The sequence below is a fragment of the Dysosmobacter welbionis genome, assembly GCF_005121165.3.
Classification (GTDB): Bacteria; Bacillota; Clostridia; order Oscillospirales; family Oscillospiraceae; genus Oscillibacter; species Oscillibacter welbionis.
This window is the reverse complement of sequence record NZ_CP034413.3, coordinates 161819-178558: the sequence shown is the minus strand read 5'-3', so window position 1 is coordinate 178558 and position 16740 is coordinate 161819. Positions and strand designations below refer to the sequence as shown.

Below are 16740 nucleotides of genomic sequence, written 5' to 3'. Positions count from 1 at the left end.
CCACATGTATCGTATCACATCCAAACAGGAAAGGCAATCACCGCCGCCCCCGCCGTGCATACCATGGCTTGAGGGGGAATGCCGGATGAACAAGACCTTTGGCGTGATCGGCGGAGATCGGCGGCAGGCAGAGCTTGCACGGCTGCTGGCGGAGGAAGGGCGCACGGTCTGGACCAGCGGAGTGGCCGGATGCCCGGATCTGCCTGCGCAGGCAGCGGCGGCGGACGTGGTGATCCTTCCGCTGCCGCTCTGCCGGGAGGACGGGATACTAAACAGTGAGACGGAGGATCTGCCCACCAGTGCGCTGTTCCGCCGTTTCAGTCCCGGCCAGCTGTTGCTGGCAGGGCAGGTTCGTCCCGCCCAGCAGATAGAGGCTGAGAACTGCGGGCTGACGCTGGTGGACTACTTCCAGCGGGAAGAGCTGACCGTTGCCAACGCGGCGGCCACGGCGGAGTCGGCCCTCCAGATCGCTATGGAGCATCTGGACCGGACGCTCCTGGGGATGGAGTGTTTGGTGCTGGGCTTCGGGCGGATCGGAAAGCTGCTGGCCTATCGGCTTCATGGGCTGGGCGCCCATGTTACAGTCACTGCCAGAAAACCGGCGGACCTGGCTTGGATCCGTGCCTATGGCTGGCAGGCGCTGGAGACCGGACGCCTCGATGGTGCGCTGTGTGACTTCGGCGCCGTGTTCAACACGGTCCCCTCGCCCGTCCTGGGCCACCTGCTGCTGGCGCAGCTGCCGAAGGGCTGCCTGTGTGTGGAGCTGGCCTCCGTCCAGGGCATCGACCTAGCTGCTGCAGAGGAGCTGGGACTGCCCCACGTATGGGCCCGCTCCCTGCCGGGGCGGATGGTGCCTGCCGCAGCGGCGGTGGCTATCCGGGACGCAGTCGACTACATTTTAAAAGAACGAGGTGACCCTGTGTGAGAAAAGAACGGGTCGGATTTGCGATGTGCGGCTCCTTCTGCACCCATGAAAAGGTGCTGGCGGAGCTGGAGAAGCTGGTGCAGCTGTATGAGACAGTCATCCCTATCGCGTCGGAGATCTCCGCCTTCACGGATACCCGCTTCGGGACCTCTGATGACCTGATGGAGCGGTTGGAGGATTTGACAGGGCATGAGGTGCTTTGTGACATCCCGTCTGTGGAGCCCATCGGTCCCAAGGGGCTGCTGGATGTTCTGGTGATCGCCCCGGCTACGGGGAATACCATAGCCAAGCTGGCGGCGGGCATCACGGATACGGCGGTTACGATGGCGGCCAAGGCCCATCTGCGGAACGGGAGGCCGGTGGTGATTGCCATGGCCAGCAACGACGGCCTGGCGGCTGGCGCCCGGAATATCGGGGAACTGCTGGTGCGGAAGAACTACTATTTCGTTCCCTTCGGGCAGGACAACGCCCGGGCGAAACCCAGTTCCCTGGTGGCGGACTTCTCCAAAATCCCGGAGACGGTGGAAGCCGCTCTGCGAGGCGAACAGATACAGCCGCTGCTGCTGCGATGAGGGAAGAGACGCGGGAATCAAACCCGCGTCTCTTTTTCGCAGCTTTATTTAAACTGGATAAAATCGACAAAAGAAGCGTGTTAAATCAATATTAACAATAAGTATAACTTATGATAGAAGGAGTCTCATCAGTTTGAGTACTTATTAAGCACGAAAAAGAAGGTGAATCCGGAAAACAAGAGAAAAAAATGAACAAAAGCAGAAGAAGAGGGTTGACTTTTCTGGCAAGCTCTGGTATTCTAACTAAGCTGTCGGGCGTGAGAGTGAAACACCAAAACGCAGAGCTTCAAGAAAAAACTTGAAAAAATGTGTTGACAAAGTAAGAACTTTGTGGTAAAGTAAATCTCACCGCCGGGAACGGCGTGCACCTTGTAAATTAAACAACGTAACGAAAAGGAAGCACCAGAAGGCGAGCTCATTTAGATGAGTTTGCCAAAGGACAAAGCCGTCTCACTGGGTTGAGTCAATTACCGGTGGGATGGAGAAATGAAGCTATGACAAATAGCTCTATGAAGGTTTGAACGGACTACGGTTCGTTTAGATACCATTTTATAGAGAGTTTGATCCTGGCTCAGGACGAACGCTGGCGGCGTGCTTAACACATGCAAGTCGAACGGAGCACCCTTGACTGAGGTTTCGGCCAAATGATAGGAATGCTTAGTGGCGGACTGGTGAGTAACGCGTGAGGAACCTGCCTTCCAGAGGGGGACAACAGTTGGAAACGACTGCTAATACCGCATGACGCATGACCGGGGCATCCCGGGCATGTCAAAGATTTTATCGCTGGAAGATGGCCTCGCGTCTGATTAGCTAGATGGTGGGGTAACGGCCCACCATGGCGACGATCAGTAGCCGGACTGAGAGGTTGACCGGCCACATTGGGACTGAGATACGGCCCAGACTCCTACGGGAGGCAGCAGTGGGGAATATTGGGCAATGGACGCAAGTCTGACCCAGCAACGCCGCGTGAAGGAAGAAGGCTTTCGGGTTGTAAACTTCTTTTGTCAGGGAAGAGTAGAAGACGGTACCTGACGAATAAGCCACGGCTAACTACGTGCCAGCAGCCGCGGTAATACGTAGGTGGCAAGCGTTGTCCGGATTTACTGGGTGTAAAGGGCGTGCAGCCGGGCCGGCAAGTCAGATGTGAAATCTGGAGGCTTAACCTCCAAACTGCATTTGAAACTGTAGGTCTTGAGTACCGGAGAGGTTATCGGAATTCCTTGTGTAGCGGTGAAATGCGTAGATATAAGGAAGAACACCAGTGGCGAAGGCGGATAACTGGACGGCAACTGACGGTGAGGCGCGAAAGCGTGGGGAGCAAACAGGATTAGATACCCTGGTAGTCCACGCTGTAAACGATGGATACTAGGTGTGCGGGGACTGACCCCCTGCGTGCCGCAGTTAACACAATAAGTATCCCACCTGGGGAGTACGATCGCAAGGTTGAAACTCAAAGGAATTGACGGGGGCCCGCACAAGCGGTGGATTATGTGGTTTAATTCGAAGCAACGCGAAGAACCTTACCAGGGCTTGACATCCTACTAACGAAGTAGAGATACATCAGGTGCCCTTCGGGGAAAGTAGAGACAGGTGGTGCATGGTTGTCGTCAGCTCGTGTCGTGAGATGTTGGGTTAAGTCCCGCAACGAGCGCAACCCCTATTGTTAGTTGCTACGCAAGAGCACTCTAGCGAGACTGCCGTTGACAAAACGGAGGAAGGTGGGGACGACGTCAAATCATCATGCCCCTTATGTCCTGGGCTACACACGTAATACAATGGCGGTCAACAGAGGGAGGCAAAGCCGCGAGGCAGAGCAAACCCCCAAAAGCCGTCCCAGTTCGGATCGCAGGCTGCAACCCGCCTGCGTGAAGTCGGAATCGCTAGTAATCGCGGATCAGCATGCCGCGGTGAATACGTTCCCGGGCCTTGTACACACCGCCCGTCACACCATGAGAGTCGGGAACACCCGAAGTCCGTAGCCTAACCGCAAGGAGGGCGCGGCCGAAGGTGGGTTCGATAATTGGGGTGAAGTCGTAACAAGGTAGCCGTATCGGAAGGTGCGGCTGGATCACCTCCTTTCTAAGGAGACCTGGGCAGAGCAAGCTCTGCCTGGAATTCCTGGTCAGCTGGAGCGGAAAAAGAGTTACGTTGTTTAATTTAGAGGGCGTACGCCGGGAGATAGAAGGGGATATAGCTCAGCTGGGAGAGCGCCTGCCTTGCAAGCAGGAGGTCGCCGGTTCGAACCCGACTATCTCCACCAAGAGAATAAAGCGTCACCTCGTCCAAGACGAGGGCCCGTAGCTCAGCTGGCTAGAGCGTACGACTGATAATCGTAAGGTCGGTGGTTCGAGCCCACTCGGGCCCACCAGGCGATTTGCCTTTGGATTTGAAGACCTGATCGAAAGATCGGATCTTCAAATCTGACTGCAAAAGCGGTTGGAAGCTGTGCCGGAGACAAGCGAAAGCTTGCGGACGGCGATCTGCACCTTGAAAACTGAACAATGTGACAAAAGCAAGTAAGGCAACAGAGAGGTTTCTCTGTGGAGACACAGAGGAAACAAATTGATTGTGGAACAGCATCCGAAAGGATGCAGGGTGACATACAATTTCGATCTTTGTAAAGCCTGCATAATTCTCAAAGAGAACCAAGAATTCTCTGACAAGTCGCTGTGAGAACGGCGATAGGTCAAGCTGGAAAGAGCGCAAGGGGAATGCCTTGGCATCAGGAGCCGAAGAAGGACGTGACAAGCTGCGAAAAGCCTCGGGGAGGAGCAAATATCCATTGATCCGGGGATATCCGAATGGGGCAACCCGGCTGGACAATATCCAGTCATCCTGCGTTGAACAAAATAGGCGTAGGAAGGGAACCGCCTGAACTGAAACATCTAAGTAGGGCGAGGAAGAGACATCAACCGAGATTCCGCAAGTAGTGGCGAGCGAACGCGGAAGAGGCCAAACCGAGGGATTTATTCCTCGGGGTTGCGGACAGTCATTTAGCGGAAGTTATCTAGGAGAAGGGTCTGGGAAGGCCCGCCATAGAGGGTGAGAGCCCCGTATCCGAAAGAGAAGGCCGTGCGACTGAATCCAGAGTACCGCGGGACACGTGAAACCCCGTGGGAAACAGGGGGGACCACCCTCCAAGCCTAAATACTACCTGATGACCGATAGAGGAGCAGTACCGTGAGGGAAAGGTGAAAAGGACCCCGGGAGGGGAGTGAAAGAGAACCTGAAACCTTGTGCTTACAAGCTGTCAAAGCACGTTAACGTGTGATGGCGTACTTTTTGTAGAACGGTCCGGCGAGTTATAGTAACGAGCGAGCTTAAGGCATTCAGTGCCGGAGGCGAAGCGAGAGCGAGTCTGAATAGGGCGTAAAGTTCGTTGCCATAGACCCGAAACCGGGTGACCTACCCATGAGCAGGTTGAAGTGGGGGTGAAACCCCATGGAGGACCGAACCGACCCCCGTTGCAATGGTGGCGGATGACTTGTGGGTAGCGGTGAAATTCCAATCGAACTCGGAGATAGCTGGTTCTCCCCGAAATAGCTTTAGGGCTAGCGTTATGTTAGATTACCGGAGGTAAAGCACTGAATGGTAGCGGGGCCGATAAGGTTACCAACGCCTATCAAACTAAGAATGCCGGCTAATTGATGCATAGCAGTCAGACAGTGTGAGATAAGTTTCATTGTCAAAAGGGAAACAGCCCAGACCTACAGCTAAGGTCCCGAATAGATGCTAAGTGGAAAACGATGTGGAGTTGCGAAAACAACCAGGATGTTGGCTTAGAAGCAGCCACTCATTAAAAGAGTGCGTAATAGCTCACTGGTCGAGTGACTCTGCGCGGAAAATGTAACGGGGCTAAGCATCTAACCGAAGCTTAGGATTGTCGTAAGACAGTGGTAGGGGAGCGTTCCATGTGGGGTGAAGTCGCAGCGGAAGCAGCGGTGGACTGCATGGAAGTGAGAATGCCGGAATGAGTAGCGAGAATTATGTGGGAATCATAATGGCCGAAAATCTAAGGTTTCTTGGGGAAGGTTCGTCCGCCCAAGGTAAGCCGGGAGCTAAGGCGAGGCCGAAAGGCGTAGTCGATGCACATACGGTAGAAATTCCGTAGCCACCGAACTTTAAGTCAGAGGGACACTTTTGGATAGCGGAACCCGGGCGTTGGTTGACCCGGGCGAAAGGGAGCGAAAATATAGTAGCGAAGTCCGCGATGCTGAGAGGCGAGAAAAGCTCTGATGGATACTAAGGTGCCCGTACCGCAAACCGACACAGGTAGATGAGGAGAGAATCCTAAGGCCAACGGGAGAAGGGTTGTTAAGGAACTCGGCAAGTTGACCCCGTAACTTCGGAATAAGGGGAGCCTCGCAAGAGGCCGCAGTGAAAAGGCCCAAGCAACTGTTTACCAAAAACACAGGTCTATGCTAAATCGAAAGATGACGTATATGGGCTGACGCCTGCCCGGTGCCGGAAGGTTAAGAGGAGATGTCAGCGCAAGCGAAGCATTGAATTGAAGCCCCGGTAAACGGCGGCCGTAACTATAACGGTCCTAAGGTAGCGAAATTCCTTGTCAGGTAAGTTCTGACCCGCACGAAAGGCGTAATGATTTGGGCACTGTCTCAACAGCCCGCCCGGCGAAATTGTAGTACTGGTGAAGATACCAGTTACCCGCAACTAGACGGAAAGACCCCATGGAGCTTTACTGCAGCTTAATACTGGAATTCGGTAACCCATGTACAGGATAGGTGGGAGGCTTGGAAGCAGGGGCGTCAGCTCTTGTGGAGCCGCCGGTGGGATACCACTCTTGGATTGCTGAATTTCTAACCTGCGGCCGTGAATCCGGTCGGGGGACACTGTTAGGCGGGCAGTTTGACTGGGGCGGTCGCCTCCTAAAGAGTAACGGAGGCGCTCAAAGGTTGGCTCAGCACGGACGGAAATCGTGCAGTGAGTGTAAACGTAGAAGCCAGCCTAACTGCGAGACCGACGGGTCGAGCAGTAACGAAAGTTGGAGTTAGTGATCCGGTGGTATGTGAGTGGAAATGCCATCGCTCAACGGATAAAAGCTACCCTGGGGATAACAGGCTGATCTCCCCCAAGCGTCCACAGCGACGGGGAGGTTTGGCACCTCGATGTCGGCTCGTCACATCCTGGGGCTGAATTCGGTCCCAAGGGTTCGGCTGTTCGCCGATTAAAGTGGCACGCGAGCTGGGTTCAGAACGTCGTGAGACAGTTCGGTCCCTATCTGTTGCGGGCGGAAGAGATTTGAAGGGAGCTGTCCTTAGTACGAGAGGACCGGGATGGACGTACCTCTGGTGCACCAGTTGTCCTGCCAAGGGCATAGCTGGGTAGCTAAGTACGGACGAGATAAACGCTGAAAGCATCTAAGCGTGAAACTCCCCCTAAGATGAGATCTCTCACCTCGAAAGAGGGTAAGGGCCCAGGAAGACTACCTGGTAGATAGGCCGGAGGTGGAAGTGCAGTAATGTATGGAGCTGACCGGTACTAATAGCCCGAGGGCTTGACCTACGAGAAAGCAGGCGAGCCTGAAAGCAGCGTCACATTGTTCGGTTTTGAGGGTGCAGGGAAGCATGCTCAAGGGATTTGCACCTTTAGCTCAGTTGGTAGAGCAACTGACTCTTAATCAGTGGGTCCCCGGTTCGAGTCCGTGAAGGTGCACCATGGCCCGTTGGTCAAGTGGTTAAGACAGCGGCCTCTCACGCCGTTAACATCGGTTCGAATCCGGTACGGGTCACCAGACTTTTCAAGGGCGAAAGTTCTTGACAAGGGAAGCGAAATACAATATAATACAGTTTGTTCTCCGGCAAGACCGGATGACATAGAGTTGGTGCTGATTAGGGCGAGGGTCCACCCGTTCCCATTCCGAACACGGCAGTTAAGCTCGTTCCTGCTGACAATACTTGGCTGGTGACGGCCCGGGAAGATAGGTAGCGCCAACACTGAGAGACAGTCAATTGACTGTCTCTTTTTTGTTATTGTTTGTAACAGTTTTGTGAGGATTTATGGGACCGAACACTTTAAAATCGTTTTAGGTTCTGATTTCGTCTTTATTTGCGAACGGTCTGGGAAATAGGGAGGAGGTCCCATGGTAGATCCCAATAATCGACAGCTCTGGCCGCCCATTCACCGCAGCTGGCTGCGTTTGCGTCTGGGAAAACTCTATTACGGCGGACGGCGCCGTCTTCTGTGGATGTCGCCCCGGTTTCACTGGGCCAAACAGCGTCAGACGGAGCGCCTGCCGTATATGCTGATTTCACACGCCACACCCTTGTACCGCCATCTGCGAGGGGAGGATCAGGAACTCCAGGAAAACAAGGTGGCTAATCTCCGGCTTGCAGTGGCCCGGCTGGATGGGATTGTCCTGTATCCCGGCGAGACCTTCAGCTATTGGCGGCTGATCGGAAAGCCCACCCGCCGGAAGGGCTATCGAGACGGGATGGTGCTGTTTCTAGGCCGGATCGGCAGCGATGTGGGAGGCGGGCTGTGCCAGCTCTCCAATCTGATTTTCTGGATGACTCTCCACACGCCGCTGACGGTAGTGGAGCGGTACCGTCACTCTCACGATGTCTTTCCGGATACCAACCGGACCCAGCCCTTCGGCAGCGGCGCCACCTGCGCCTATCCCCACCGGGATCTGATGATCCGCAACGACACGGAACAGCCCTTCCAGCTCTGTGTCCAGGTGGGAAAGCAGGTTCTGAAGGGAGAGTGGCGGGCCCCGGCACCTCCGGTCTGCCGCTATGAGATCGTAGAGAGGAACCACCGGATGGACCAGGCATCCTGGGGCGGATATGTGCGGCATAACGAGCTGTACCGCCGCATCTATGACCTGGAGGGGGGCCTGCTGGAAGAGGAATTCCTCTTTGCAAATGACGCCATCATGATGTACAGCCCGCTTCTGCCGGAGGAGTCCTGACGCGGGCTTGTATTCTTTCCAAAACCGTGGTACACTATGGACAACCCCACTGAACCAAAGAGAGGTGTTTTTATGGATGCAAAAACGACGGGTATTGTCGCTTATATTACCTGGATCGGTCTGGTGATTGCCTTTGTACTGGGCGACCGGGAGGGCGCGAAATTCCATCTGAATCAAGCGCTGGTGATCTGGCTGGCGGGGCTGCTGAGCTTCATTCCATGTATCGGCTGGCTGTGGGGCATTTTTTGCTTCATCTGCGCGGTGATGGGCTTCATCTCCGCTGTCAATGGAGAGGAGAAGGCAGTTCCTCTGCTGGGACAGATCCGGTTGCTGAAGTAAAGGAGAAAGGGCCGCGCGCTGCGCGGCCTTTTTGCTGTTTACAGGGAGGAAATTTTATGCAGAGAGGTTCTATGACAGACCGGGAGGCCTATCCGACCGCCTGGATCACCCTGGCGGTTCTGGTGTTGCTATATCTGCTATGGCGCTTTGCGCTGGGGGCACCCACTGTCAGCCGCTGCTGGGTCTGGGAGCACTGGCATGTCTACTGCCCGGGCTGCGGAGGGACACGGGCGCTGATGGCCCTAGCCCAGGGACGGGTGGGCGCGGCTCTCTGGTACCACACGCCGGTGGTGATCACGCTGGCCCTGGCAGCGATCTATCTGTTTTCTCAAACCGCGTGGCGGCTGCGGGGAAAGCGGGGCTGGGTCCTGCGCTATGACCGCCGCTGGCCGATGGTCCTAGTGGGGCTGTTCCTGGCCAACTGCGTGGTCCGGAACGTCCTGTGGCTGGGCCTCGGCGTCCCGCTGTGAAGCGAATATGAGCCGCCTCATTGCGAGGCGGCTTTTTTGCGAGTACACCGTAACATTTTGCCACGCTGCTGGGTCATACAGGCAGAACAGGAGAAGGGGGGGGAAGGACATGACGCTGCCGGAGCAAGAGCGGGAGCGGTTCTGCCAAGTGCTGCATCACAGCCGGACCAGCCTGTACCGTCTGGCTTTCAGTATCACCCGGAACAGCAGCGATGCCCAGGAGGCGGTGGCAGAGGCAGTCTGCCGGGCCTATGAGCGGTATCCTCAGCTGCGGGAAAAGGAGAAGCTGCCCCGGTGGCTGCTGAAGATCACCGCCAATGAGGCCCGGCGTCTCTGCCAACGGCGAGGCCGGACAGTCTCTTTGGATGATCTGCCCACGGAACCGGCAATACCGGGCCGGGAGACGGGGGACGATACCCTTTGGCAGGCGGTGCAGACCTTGCCACGAGACCAGCGGGAGGCGGTGGTGCTGTTCTACTATGAGGACCTGCCCACAGAGGAGATCGCCCGGATCGTGGGGACGTCCCCGGGGGCGGTGCGGGTCCGGCTGAGCCGGGCACGTGAGAAGCTGCGGAGCATCTTGAAGGAGGGAGACTATGGATGAGCTGGACGCCCGCCTGCGGGCAATGGCAAAGCGGGAGGACTGGGCCCTGCCCGCAGCCTATGAGTCGGCTATGGACGGGCTGGAGGAACAGATCCGCCAGGGGGGCACCCTGGACCGGCCCGGAAAACGGCGGCTGGGGAAGCGGGTGCTGATCCTAGCGGCCATCGTAGCGGTGCTGCTGGCAGCGACGGCGGTGTCCATGGATTTTTGGAATGTCCGGGTGGAAGATGTTCTGGTGGGACAGGAAAGTTCCAGCTATCGGGTAAACGGAGAGATTCCCGTGATCCCTTTGGAGAGCTTTTCGGATGAGGTCGCGTCTGCTATGGAGGATGTTTCACAGAAAATGGAAGAGCAGGATCTCTATTTGAATTCCAGTCCAGGATATTGGCTTCGCACCTTTGACCGCTGGGCAGACTGTGAGGAGTTTATCGGGTTCCCTCTGAACAATCCCTTGGAGAAGTCCAGCCTGCTGGAGACAGCCAACTACTTCGCCATCGCGCAGGATGCGGAGACCCTGAATGAAGAGAGCCAACGCCATTGCGCGGTTGCTTTGCAAGGAAATATTAAAGGCGAGCTGCAGCACGTGACAATAGATACCGGCTATCTCATGGGGCCGATCCGCATTCAAATGACAGTTTCGCTTTATCCGGAGGGAAGCGGCATGGAGCCCGGGACAGGGGGCAGCTGGAACGGGGAAGCGGAATTTGAAATTACCTCCGGTGTGACTGGTGAGGGTATTCCTTATACATTGGTGGTATCCGAGACCCCGGAAAGCGATTACTACAATGACTTTTCTAGTGCAGACGCCTATTTTGTTTTGAAGAACGGGCTTTATACCCTCGATGCCGTATCTCCGGGCAGGGACAGCGGAGCGGACGCGAAAGCTGCCCTGGAAGAGCTCCTGGCCCTCTTCTGAGGAAAGGAAAAACCCGCGGAGGCATTCGCTCTCCCCTCACAGGGGTAACAAGTGATTCCTGGGATACCCCGGCAGGTCATCGTGTTTACGATGCCTGCCGGGGCTTCTCTGTGTCCTGGGTTTGCTGGGGTTCCGGCGCTTCCGGTGCTTCTTCCACATCCTGCCGACCACTGCCGACATAGCCAATGCCGTTGTAGTAGATCTCCACGGTCTGCGGTGCGTGCTTAGACCACTTTACCTCTTTCTCGTGAACCACGATCTTCTCAATAAACAGCCGCAGCAGTTCCAGCGTCAGCTCCGCAATGTCCGTGTACCGCTTTGCCCTATCGAGGAAACCGTCCGTCCCGCTCACCGTTTCTCGCAGGCGTTGGATGTCCATCTCTTTCTGCGGGATACCTGCGGCGATTTGATTCTGCTCTTCCGTATAGCTGCCGGAAAGCATCTGGAACTGCTCTGTGGTGATACGGCCCAGCACGCTATCCTCATACAGCTTCTTGAAGATGGTGTCCAGTTCAGCTTTCCGCTTCCGCATGGCGGCCAGTTCTTTCTCCTGCCTGCGGATCTCCCGCTGAAGTTCGGTGGACTGCCTGCTGCCGATATAGGCGGCAAACTTTTCCGGATGTTCCCGTGCCATGGCCGTTACTCTCCGTAAGTCCTCCAGCACCACCTCATCCAGAACGCACTCCCGGATGTAGTGGCCCGTACAGGCTTCGCCATCTTTCTTGTAGGTGCGGCAGGTAAAGTGATTGTAGCTGGCGGACATGGTATGTGCCCGGTGCAGCACCATGTTGGAGCCGCAGTCAGCACAGAACACAAGACCGGAATACTTGTTTTGTTCTTCCATCTTTGTCAGACGGCGCTTGTTCTTACGGACTCTCTGTACCACGTCCCAGACCTCCCGCGTAATGATGGCGGGATGGGTGTTCTCAAAGACCAGGCATTCCTCTCTTGGATGTTCGACCCTTCGCTTGTCCTTGTAGGATCTGCTGCTGTGCTTCATGTTGATGGTATTGCCCAGATAGATCTCGTTCTCCAGAAGATTGGCAATGGCGCTGTCAGACCAGTTATACGGATGTGCTGTATCCAGACAGGTGTGCGTGATGCCGTACCTGGTGTAGGCGTACATGGTGGGCGTCAGGATCTGCTCTTTCTTGAGAATGCGGGCAATTTGGCTGGGGCCACTGCCGCTGGCGCACATGGCAAAGATCCTGCGGACAATAGCTGCCGCCTCATCATCCACGATTAGTTTTTTTGTGCCTGGGTCCTTTCGGTAGCCGTAAGGCGCTCTGGTCCCCAGCCGTTCGCCCCGTTCCGCTTTGGCCTTCAGCACCGCACGGATCTTCCGGCTGGTGTCCCGAATAAACCACTCGTTGAACAAATTCTTGAACGGCATGAGGTCGTTGCTCTCGCTGCTGTCGGTGTCCACATTGTCATTGATGGCAATGTAGCGGACGCCGAACATGGGGAAGCGTTCCTCGATGTAGAGTCCCGTGTGAAGCTGATTTCTACCGAGGCGACTGAGATCCTTGGTCACAATGATCCCAATCTCGCCGTTTTCCATGTCTGAGATCATCTTCTGGAACGCCGGTCTTTGGAAGGTTCCTCCCGAAAAACCGTCATCCACATAGAAGCAGGGGCTGGGGAAATGGTGATCTTCCGCGAACTTCTGTAAAATGGCTTTTTGATTCTGGATCGAGTTCGAATCGCCCTCTATCCCATCGTCCTGGCTGAGACGGCAGTAAAGAGCGGTTTTCCTGATTTGGTTTGACTGATTCATACAGTCCTCCTTTTCTTTGTCAAACCGTTCAGAGCATTGCGACACCACAATACCCCGAACGGTTTGAATTGTCCAGCACTTTACGCACACAGCTTTCCCTGCTGAAAGTCCAGTTCTGCCAGGGCTTTCAGCTTGTCCTCCACGGTTTCGCTGCCATGCCGGGGAAACACGGAGATGACTTGAATCTCCCGCCCGCAGGCTGTCTGCGTCCGCTCCACGGTGATATGCTCCTTATTGATGGTGATATTGGCTTTTTGCTCCATAGGCTCTCCTTTTTCTATTGTTTACTAAGTTTGCCCACACGCCGCCTGTGGGGCCTCTGCCGGAGGGGATGGGCAAGGACACTGCCCATTACGGAAGAACGCCGCACGGGGCGGCACGGGGCGAACGGGTGAGTGTTTACCAACGGCTTTGAACTTCTAAACCGCTTCCGGCAATGTTGCCGAGAGCGGTTTTCTGTTTTTTCAGATGCCCCCTCACTACCCCTCCCGAAAAAACAGCGTGATGAATACCCCGGAATCAAAAGCTCCTGTAAAAGATTTAAGGTCAAGGGTGTGCAATAGACACCCTCGCCGTCCAACCTTGGGTGTCTTATTGACACCCAAGGTGAAAAAAATTGGCAGACAGGCTGTTGTAAAGTCTGTCTGCCGATGGTAACATACCGCAAATCGAAGAAGGAGGCTCGGAACATGATGTATGCTGTTTTATCATTGGGGCTGGCGCTGCTGGACGGGATCGTCCGTCTGGCACAGGTGCTACGGTTGTCTGCGCCGCTGCTGTACGGTGCACTGGTCATCACGGTATTCCGCCCGTGGTATCTGGCCCATACCGCTCTGGCGGACGGCATTTTCCTTGTGCTGGTGGGTCTTGCGGCGCTGTCATGGGTGGTGACGCTGATTCGAGCGGTGCGGGAGACGATCTGGTAAAGTAAGGGTTGGCAAGATTGCCAACCCTTACTTTCAGACAACCTTGTCAAAAAGTCTGACCGGGTTCGGTGAATTCACCGAACCCGGTTTTCAGCGTCTACCGCTTTTGACAATGTTGTCTGAAGCGCTTTTGAGCGATAGAAACAGGTAAGGAAGGAATGACAATTCTGTCAATCCTTCCTCATATCGACTTTGTCTTTGCGAGCAGATTTCCAGTCATATTGCAGGAAATTCAATCTCTATAGACCTCGTTGCAATCGGGTTTGGCAATATGGCCGAACCCGATTTTATATGCTACTTTCCGGCAATGCTGCCGAAAGGTTTCCGCCCGCAGGCGGCATGGGGGACTGGGGTTTACCCCAGCAAGCGCGTTTGTCATACAAACGCTATGCTTGCGTCAATGCCGCCATAGGCGGCAGGGACTTTCAATGATGTTAGCAATTATGATTCTATAGGACGATTTCTGCCTTGCTCCATGTCACTCTGACAGCGAAGACTTTTTGCGCTGATTGGGCGGTTATTTCATTTCACTGGCTTCAGAATGAATCAGCTACAAGGCTTTTTCTATTATTCAGTGCACATTAAATATGGCCGGAGTCAGATGTCTTGCAGACCCTTCCGCTTACGCATGGATTCTTTTCCGCCAATGATTATGGCGTAGGCATCGTGGACGATTCGGTCGCAGATGGCATCAGCCAGCAGCGGGTCAGACAACTTTTACGGCCAGCCCGGAATGTCAAACTGGGAACAGAAGATCGTGGAGTTTCGCTTGTACCGGGACTCCACGATTTCCAATAAGTCCCTATCTTCCGTTTCTTTCAAAGGGTGCAGAAGCCATTCGTCAATACTCTTCTGTGTGCGCTGGACCGCATCATTGATGAGGCTGCGATTCAAACTGCGGGGCGAGAGCTTCCGCAGGAAAAAGCTGGATACAGTTTCTATACGACTGGCAAAGTAAAGGCCGTTGAGCTGCTGGCTGACCGGCAAAAATAATAATACTTATTTGCTATTTTGGGTTGTTGGTACTATGAAATTCTATCGATTAGCTTCCGGTTTTGCGACAAAAAGCGGTTCGTTGCTCCCGACAAAAAACGGGGGCACGAATTCCCGACACTAACAGTTTTCCTGACGAACGCTAACAAAATTAACAAAACAGGTGGTGAATGTTGACTAATTAACATTAAAATGTTATAATTAGCCATAATTGTATGACTATTGACAGTTGTGGGCGTTGCCACCGTTACTGTTTTGAAAGGACTGTGGGGCGTTCTTTTTTGGAAAAGCGGATTTATGCGTCAGCAAGGATGATTTGTGCCTTTTGACATGAGAATATCCGAGAAATGTTTGAAAAAGTTTGAAGGAATCAGTATTAAACTAGCGTTAGGAGTGCATGAAATATGGACGTTTTGTGTATTGGAGAAACTCTAGTAGATATTATCACCCACCCCGTATCTAACACCTTTTTTAACAACGATAGTACCAATGTACAGGAGATTTTGCTGAAGACCGGCGGTGATGCGCTGAACAATTCTGTAGATCTGGCAGTGATTGGGAACTCCGTAACCTATGTGGGCCGCATTGGGTCGGATGTGTGCGGGAATTATATTATGGATATCTGCACTAGGGCGGGAGTTGATATGAGCCACACAATCCGGTCAGAGACTCCACATGGTAAAATGAATATCCTCATTGACGAGGAGGGAAACCGGGCATTCTATTACTTTCCCGGTGTTTCAAGGGAGTTTACTTCGGCGGATGTGGATCTCTCCCTATTGCGGCAGTGCAAAATTCTCCAACTAAGCAGCACCTTCCATCTGCCCAACTTTGACGGAGCCAACGGGGCCGCTTCGCTGTTGAAAATGGCGCAGGAAATCGGTGTGATTACGTCCATGGATGTGACTAAAGACCCAACAGGACGGTGGAATGAAATATTATCCCCATGTTATCCTTACTTGGATTATTTTCTTCCCAGTGAGGAGCAGGCGATGCTGTTGGCGGGCACGGAAGATGTGGAAGCCATGGCGGATTTCTTCCTGAAGGGCGGCGTGAAATGTGTGGTAATCAAGCTGGGAAGCCGGGGCTGCTTCTGCAAAACGGCGCAGCTGTCCTTTTACTGCGGCTGCTACGATGTTCCGGTAGTGGAGACTACCGGTGCGGGAGACGCGTTTGTGGCAGGCTTTCTCAGCGGCGTCTTGCGGAACGGGTCCATGGAGGACTGTGTTCGCCTGGGGGCCGCTGCTTCCGCGCACGTTATTCAATGTGTCGGTGCCAATACGGGCATTCGGGATCTGAAAACGCTGCTGGCATTTATAGGGACGCATCCTCTTGAGATTCGATATACGGGGAAATGATTCTTTAAAGTTGAGGTTTATTCATGTTAAATGAACGACAAATGTCAATCCTTACCTATATTACGGAGCATGGTGAGGCAAAAAATACGGCGCTGCAGTCTTTGATCGGGGACTGTTCCATGATGACGCTCTGGAGGGATTTGACCAAGCTGGAGCAGGAAGGACGGATCATCCGCGTCCGCGGCGGTGCGATTGCTGCCCAGAGCCCCATGGCCGGACAAGAAGCGAATTTTACCTGCCGCGCAAAGCAGAATGTCTCTGCAAAAGAAGACATTGCCAGGATTGCCGCAGATCTGGTATATCCGGGCCATGCATATTATTTGGACGCGGGGTCCACAATTCTGACGCTGACCTATTTTCTGCATGAGGGCAGCTATACAGTGGTCACCAGCGCGGCCAACACAGCGGCAGAGCTGGCACAGAAGAATCGCTACAATATTACACTTTTAGGGGGACAGGTCAGCGGCGTGACGCTTTCATGCTCCGGACCGCAGGCTGAGCAGATGCTGGATGGCATGAACATTGATGTGGCGATCATGGCTGCCTCCGGCTATTCCTTTAATGGTGGTTTTACAAGCGGTTCATTACAGGAGGCACAGCTGAAGCAGCGGGTGATTCGGAAAGCAGCCTGCACAATGATGCTGATGGATTGTGGAAAGATCGGACGGAGCCATCCCTTCACCTTTGCATCGCTGGACGATGTAGATGTACTGGTGGGGGACAGTATGCTCACGCCTGAATTTGTGAGAGAGGCAGAGGCGCACAATGTCCGTGTATTCAGCGTCAACGATGGATTGACCCCAGAGGAGCGCAGTGCGATCATGAAGGAGCTGTTTGCGCACAAATACAGATAATACTGGTAAAGCCGCGGAACCCGCCAGAGTCTATCTGGCGGGTTTCGTTATAAGCGATGGGAAGCAGTACCGTAA

Annotated in this window: 13 protein-coding genes, 4 tRNA genes and 3 rRNA genes; 17 read left to right on the top strand and 3 right to left on the bottom strand. The window is 54.4% G+C overall.

From position 1 onward, the window contains the following. Nucleotides 1-85: 85 nt before the first annotated feature. From EIO64_RS00960 to EIO64_RS00895, 14 genes are all read left to right on the top strand, one after another. The gene (locus EIO64_RS00960; RefSeq protein WP_136890687.1) at nt 86-925 is read left to right on the top strand and encodes a dipicolinate synthase subunit DpsA; all 840 of its coding nucleotides are present in this window, start codon (nt 86-88) and stop codon (nt 923-925) included. Next, on the top strand, nt 922-1497 hold the full coding sequence (locus EIO64_RS00955) for a dipicolinate synthase subunit B (RefSeq protein WP_025544002.1): 576 nt from the start codon (nt 922-924) through the stop codon (nt 1495-1497). The genes EIO64_RS00960 and EIO64_RS00955 overlap by 4 nt, the downstream gene beginning before the upstream one ends. 548 nt (nt 1498-2045) lie before the next feature. Continuing rightward, nucleotides 2046-3576: ribosomal RNA gene (locus EIO64_RS00950) — 16S ribosomal RNA — on the top strand. A gap of 105 nt (nt 3577-3681) precedes the next feature. Further along, a tRNA-Ala gene (locus tag EIO64_RS00945) sits at nt 3682-3757 on the top strand. A gap of 31 nt (nt 3758-3788) precedes the next feature. Then, nucleotides 3789-3865 (top strand) — tRNA-Ile (locus EIO64_RS00940). A gap of 316 nt (nt 3866-4181) precedes the next feature. After that, nucleotides 4182-7020: ribosomal RNA gene (locus EIO64_RS00935) — 23S ribosomal RNA — on the top strand. 77 nt (nt 7021-7097) lie between these two features. Then, nucleotides 7098-7173 (top strand) — tRNA-Lys (locus EIO64_RS00930). A 1-nt stretch (nt 7174) separates the two neighbouring features. Next, nucleotides 7175-7249: transfer RNA gene (locus tag EIO64_RS00925), tRNA-Glu, on the top strand. A gap of 86 nt (nt 7250-7335) precedes the next feature. After that, nucleotides 7336-7451 (top strand): 5S ribosomal RNA (rrf, locus tag EIO64_RS00920). Together the 16S, 23S and 5S rRNA genes with 4 tRNA genes alongside form the textbook arrangement of a ribosomal RNA operon. Nucleotides 7452-7597: 146 nt before the next feature. Next, a complete protein-coding gene (locus tag EIO64_RS00915) occupies nt 7598-8428 on the top strand; it encodes a VanW family protein (RefSeq protein ID WP_119311062.1) in 831 nt (276 codons plus the stop codon). A 72-nt stretch (nt 8429-8500) separates the two neighbouring features. Then, entirely contained in the window at nt 8501-8767 is a 267-nt protein-coding gene (locus tag EIO64_RS00910) for a hypothetical protein (RefSeq protein WP_025545273.1), read from the top strand. Nucleotides 8768-8823: 56 nt separating this feature from the next. Further along, nucleotides 8824-9237, top strand: coding sequence for a DUF2752 domain-containing protein (locus tag EIO64_RS00905; protein ID WP_051320039.1), 414 nt, complete (start codon nt 8824-8826; stop codon nt 9235-9237). A gap of 109 nt (nt 9238-9346) precedes the next feature. Further along, nucleotides 9347-9841, top strand: coding sequence for an RNA polymerase sigma factor (locus tag EIO64_RS00900; RefSeq protein WP_025545271.1), 495 nt, complete (start codon nt 9347-9349; stop codon nt 9839-9841). Beyond that, nucleotides 9834-10757 (top strand): hypothetical protein, encoded by a 924-nt coding sequence (locus EIO64_RS00895; protein ID WP_119311059.1) that lies wholly within the window; start codon nt 9834-9836, stop codon nt 10755-10757. The genes EIO64_RS00900 and EIO64_RS00895 overlap by 8 nt, the downstream gene beginning before the upstream one ends. A gap of 85 nt (nt 10758-10842) precedes the next feature. Here EIO64_RS00895 and EIO64_RS00890 read toward each other — a convergent pair whose 3' ends face one another. Together EIO64_RS00890 and EIO64_RS00885 are read right to left on the bottom strand one after the other, a co-directional pair. Beyond that, complete coding sequence (locus EIO64_RS00890) at nt 10843-12534, bottom strand: recombinase family protein (RefSeq protein ID WP_136890686.1); 1692 nt, start codon at nt 12532-12534, stop codon at nt 10843-10845. Nucleotides 12535-12614: 80 nt separating this feature from the next. Beyond that, nucleotides 12615-12797: a hypothetical protein gene (locus EIO64_RS00885; protein ID WP_136890685.1), complete on the bottom strand. Its 183-nt coding sequence runs from the start codon at nt 12795-12797 to the stop codon at nt 12615-12617. A gap of 426 nt (nt 12798-13223) precedes the next feature. Here EIO64_RS00885 and EIO64_RS00880 point away from each other — a divergent pair, with 426 nt between their 5' ends. Beyond that, entirely contained in the window at nt 13224-13460 is a 237-nt protein-coding gene (locus EIO64_RS00880) for a hypothetical protein (protein ID WP_136890684.1), read from the top strand. Between the two features lie 597 nt (nt 13461-14057). On the opposite strand, the gene EIO64_RS18945 is transcribed toward EIO64_RS00880, so the two are convergent. Beyond that, entirely contained in the window at nt 14058-14174 is a 117-nt protein-coding gene (locus EIO64_RS18945; protein ID WP_329757109.1) for a hypothetical protein, read from the bottom strand. Between the two features lie 683 nt (nt 14175-14857). On the opposite strand from EIO64_RS18945, the gene EIO64_RS00870 reads away from it, so the two are divergent. Then, nucleotides 14858-15811: a carbohydrate kinase family protein gene (locus EIO64_RS00870; RefSeq protein WP_136890683.1), complete on the top strand. Its 954-nt coding sequence runs from the start codon at nt 14858-14860 to the stop codon at nt 15809-15811. Between the two features lie 23 nt (nt 15812-15834). Further along, entirely contained in the window at nt 15835-16665 is an 831-nt protein-coding gene (locus tag EIO64_RS00865; protein ID WP_136890682.1) for a DeoR/GlpR family DNA-binding transcription regulator, read from the top strand. Nucleotides 16666-16740: the final 75 nt, after the last annotated feature.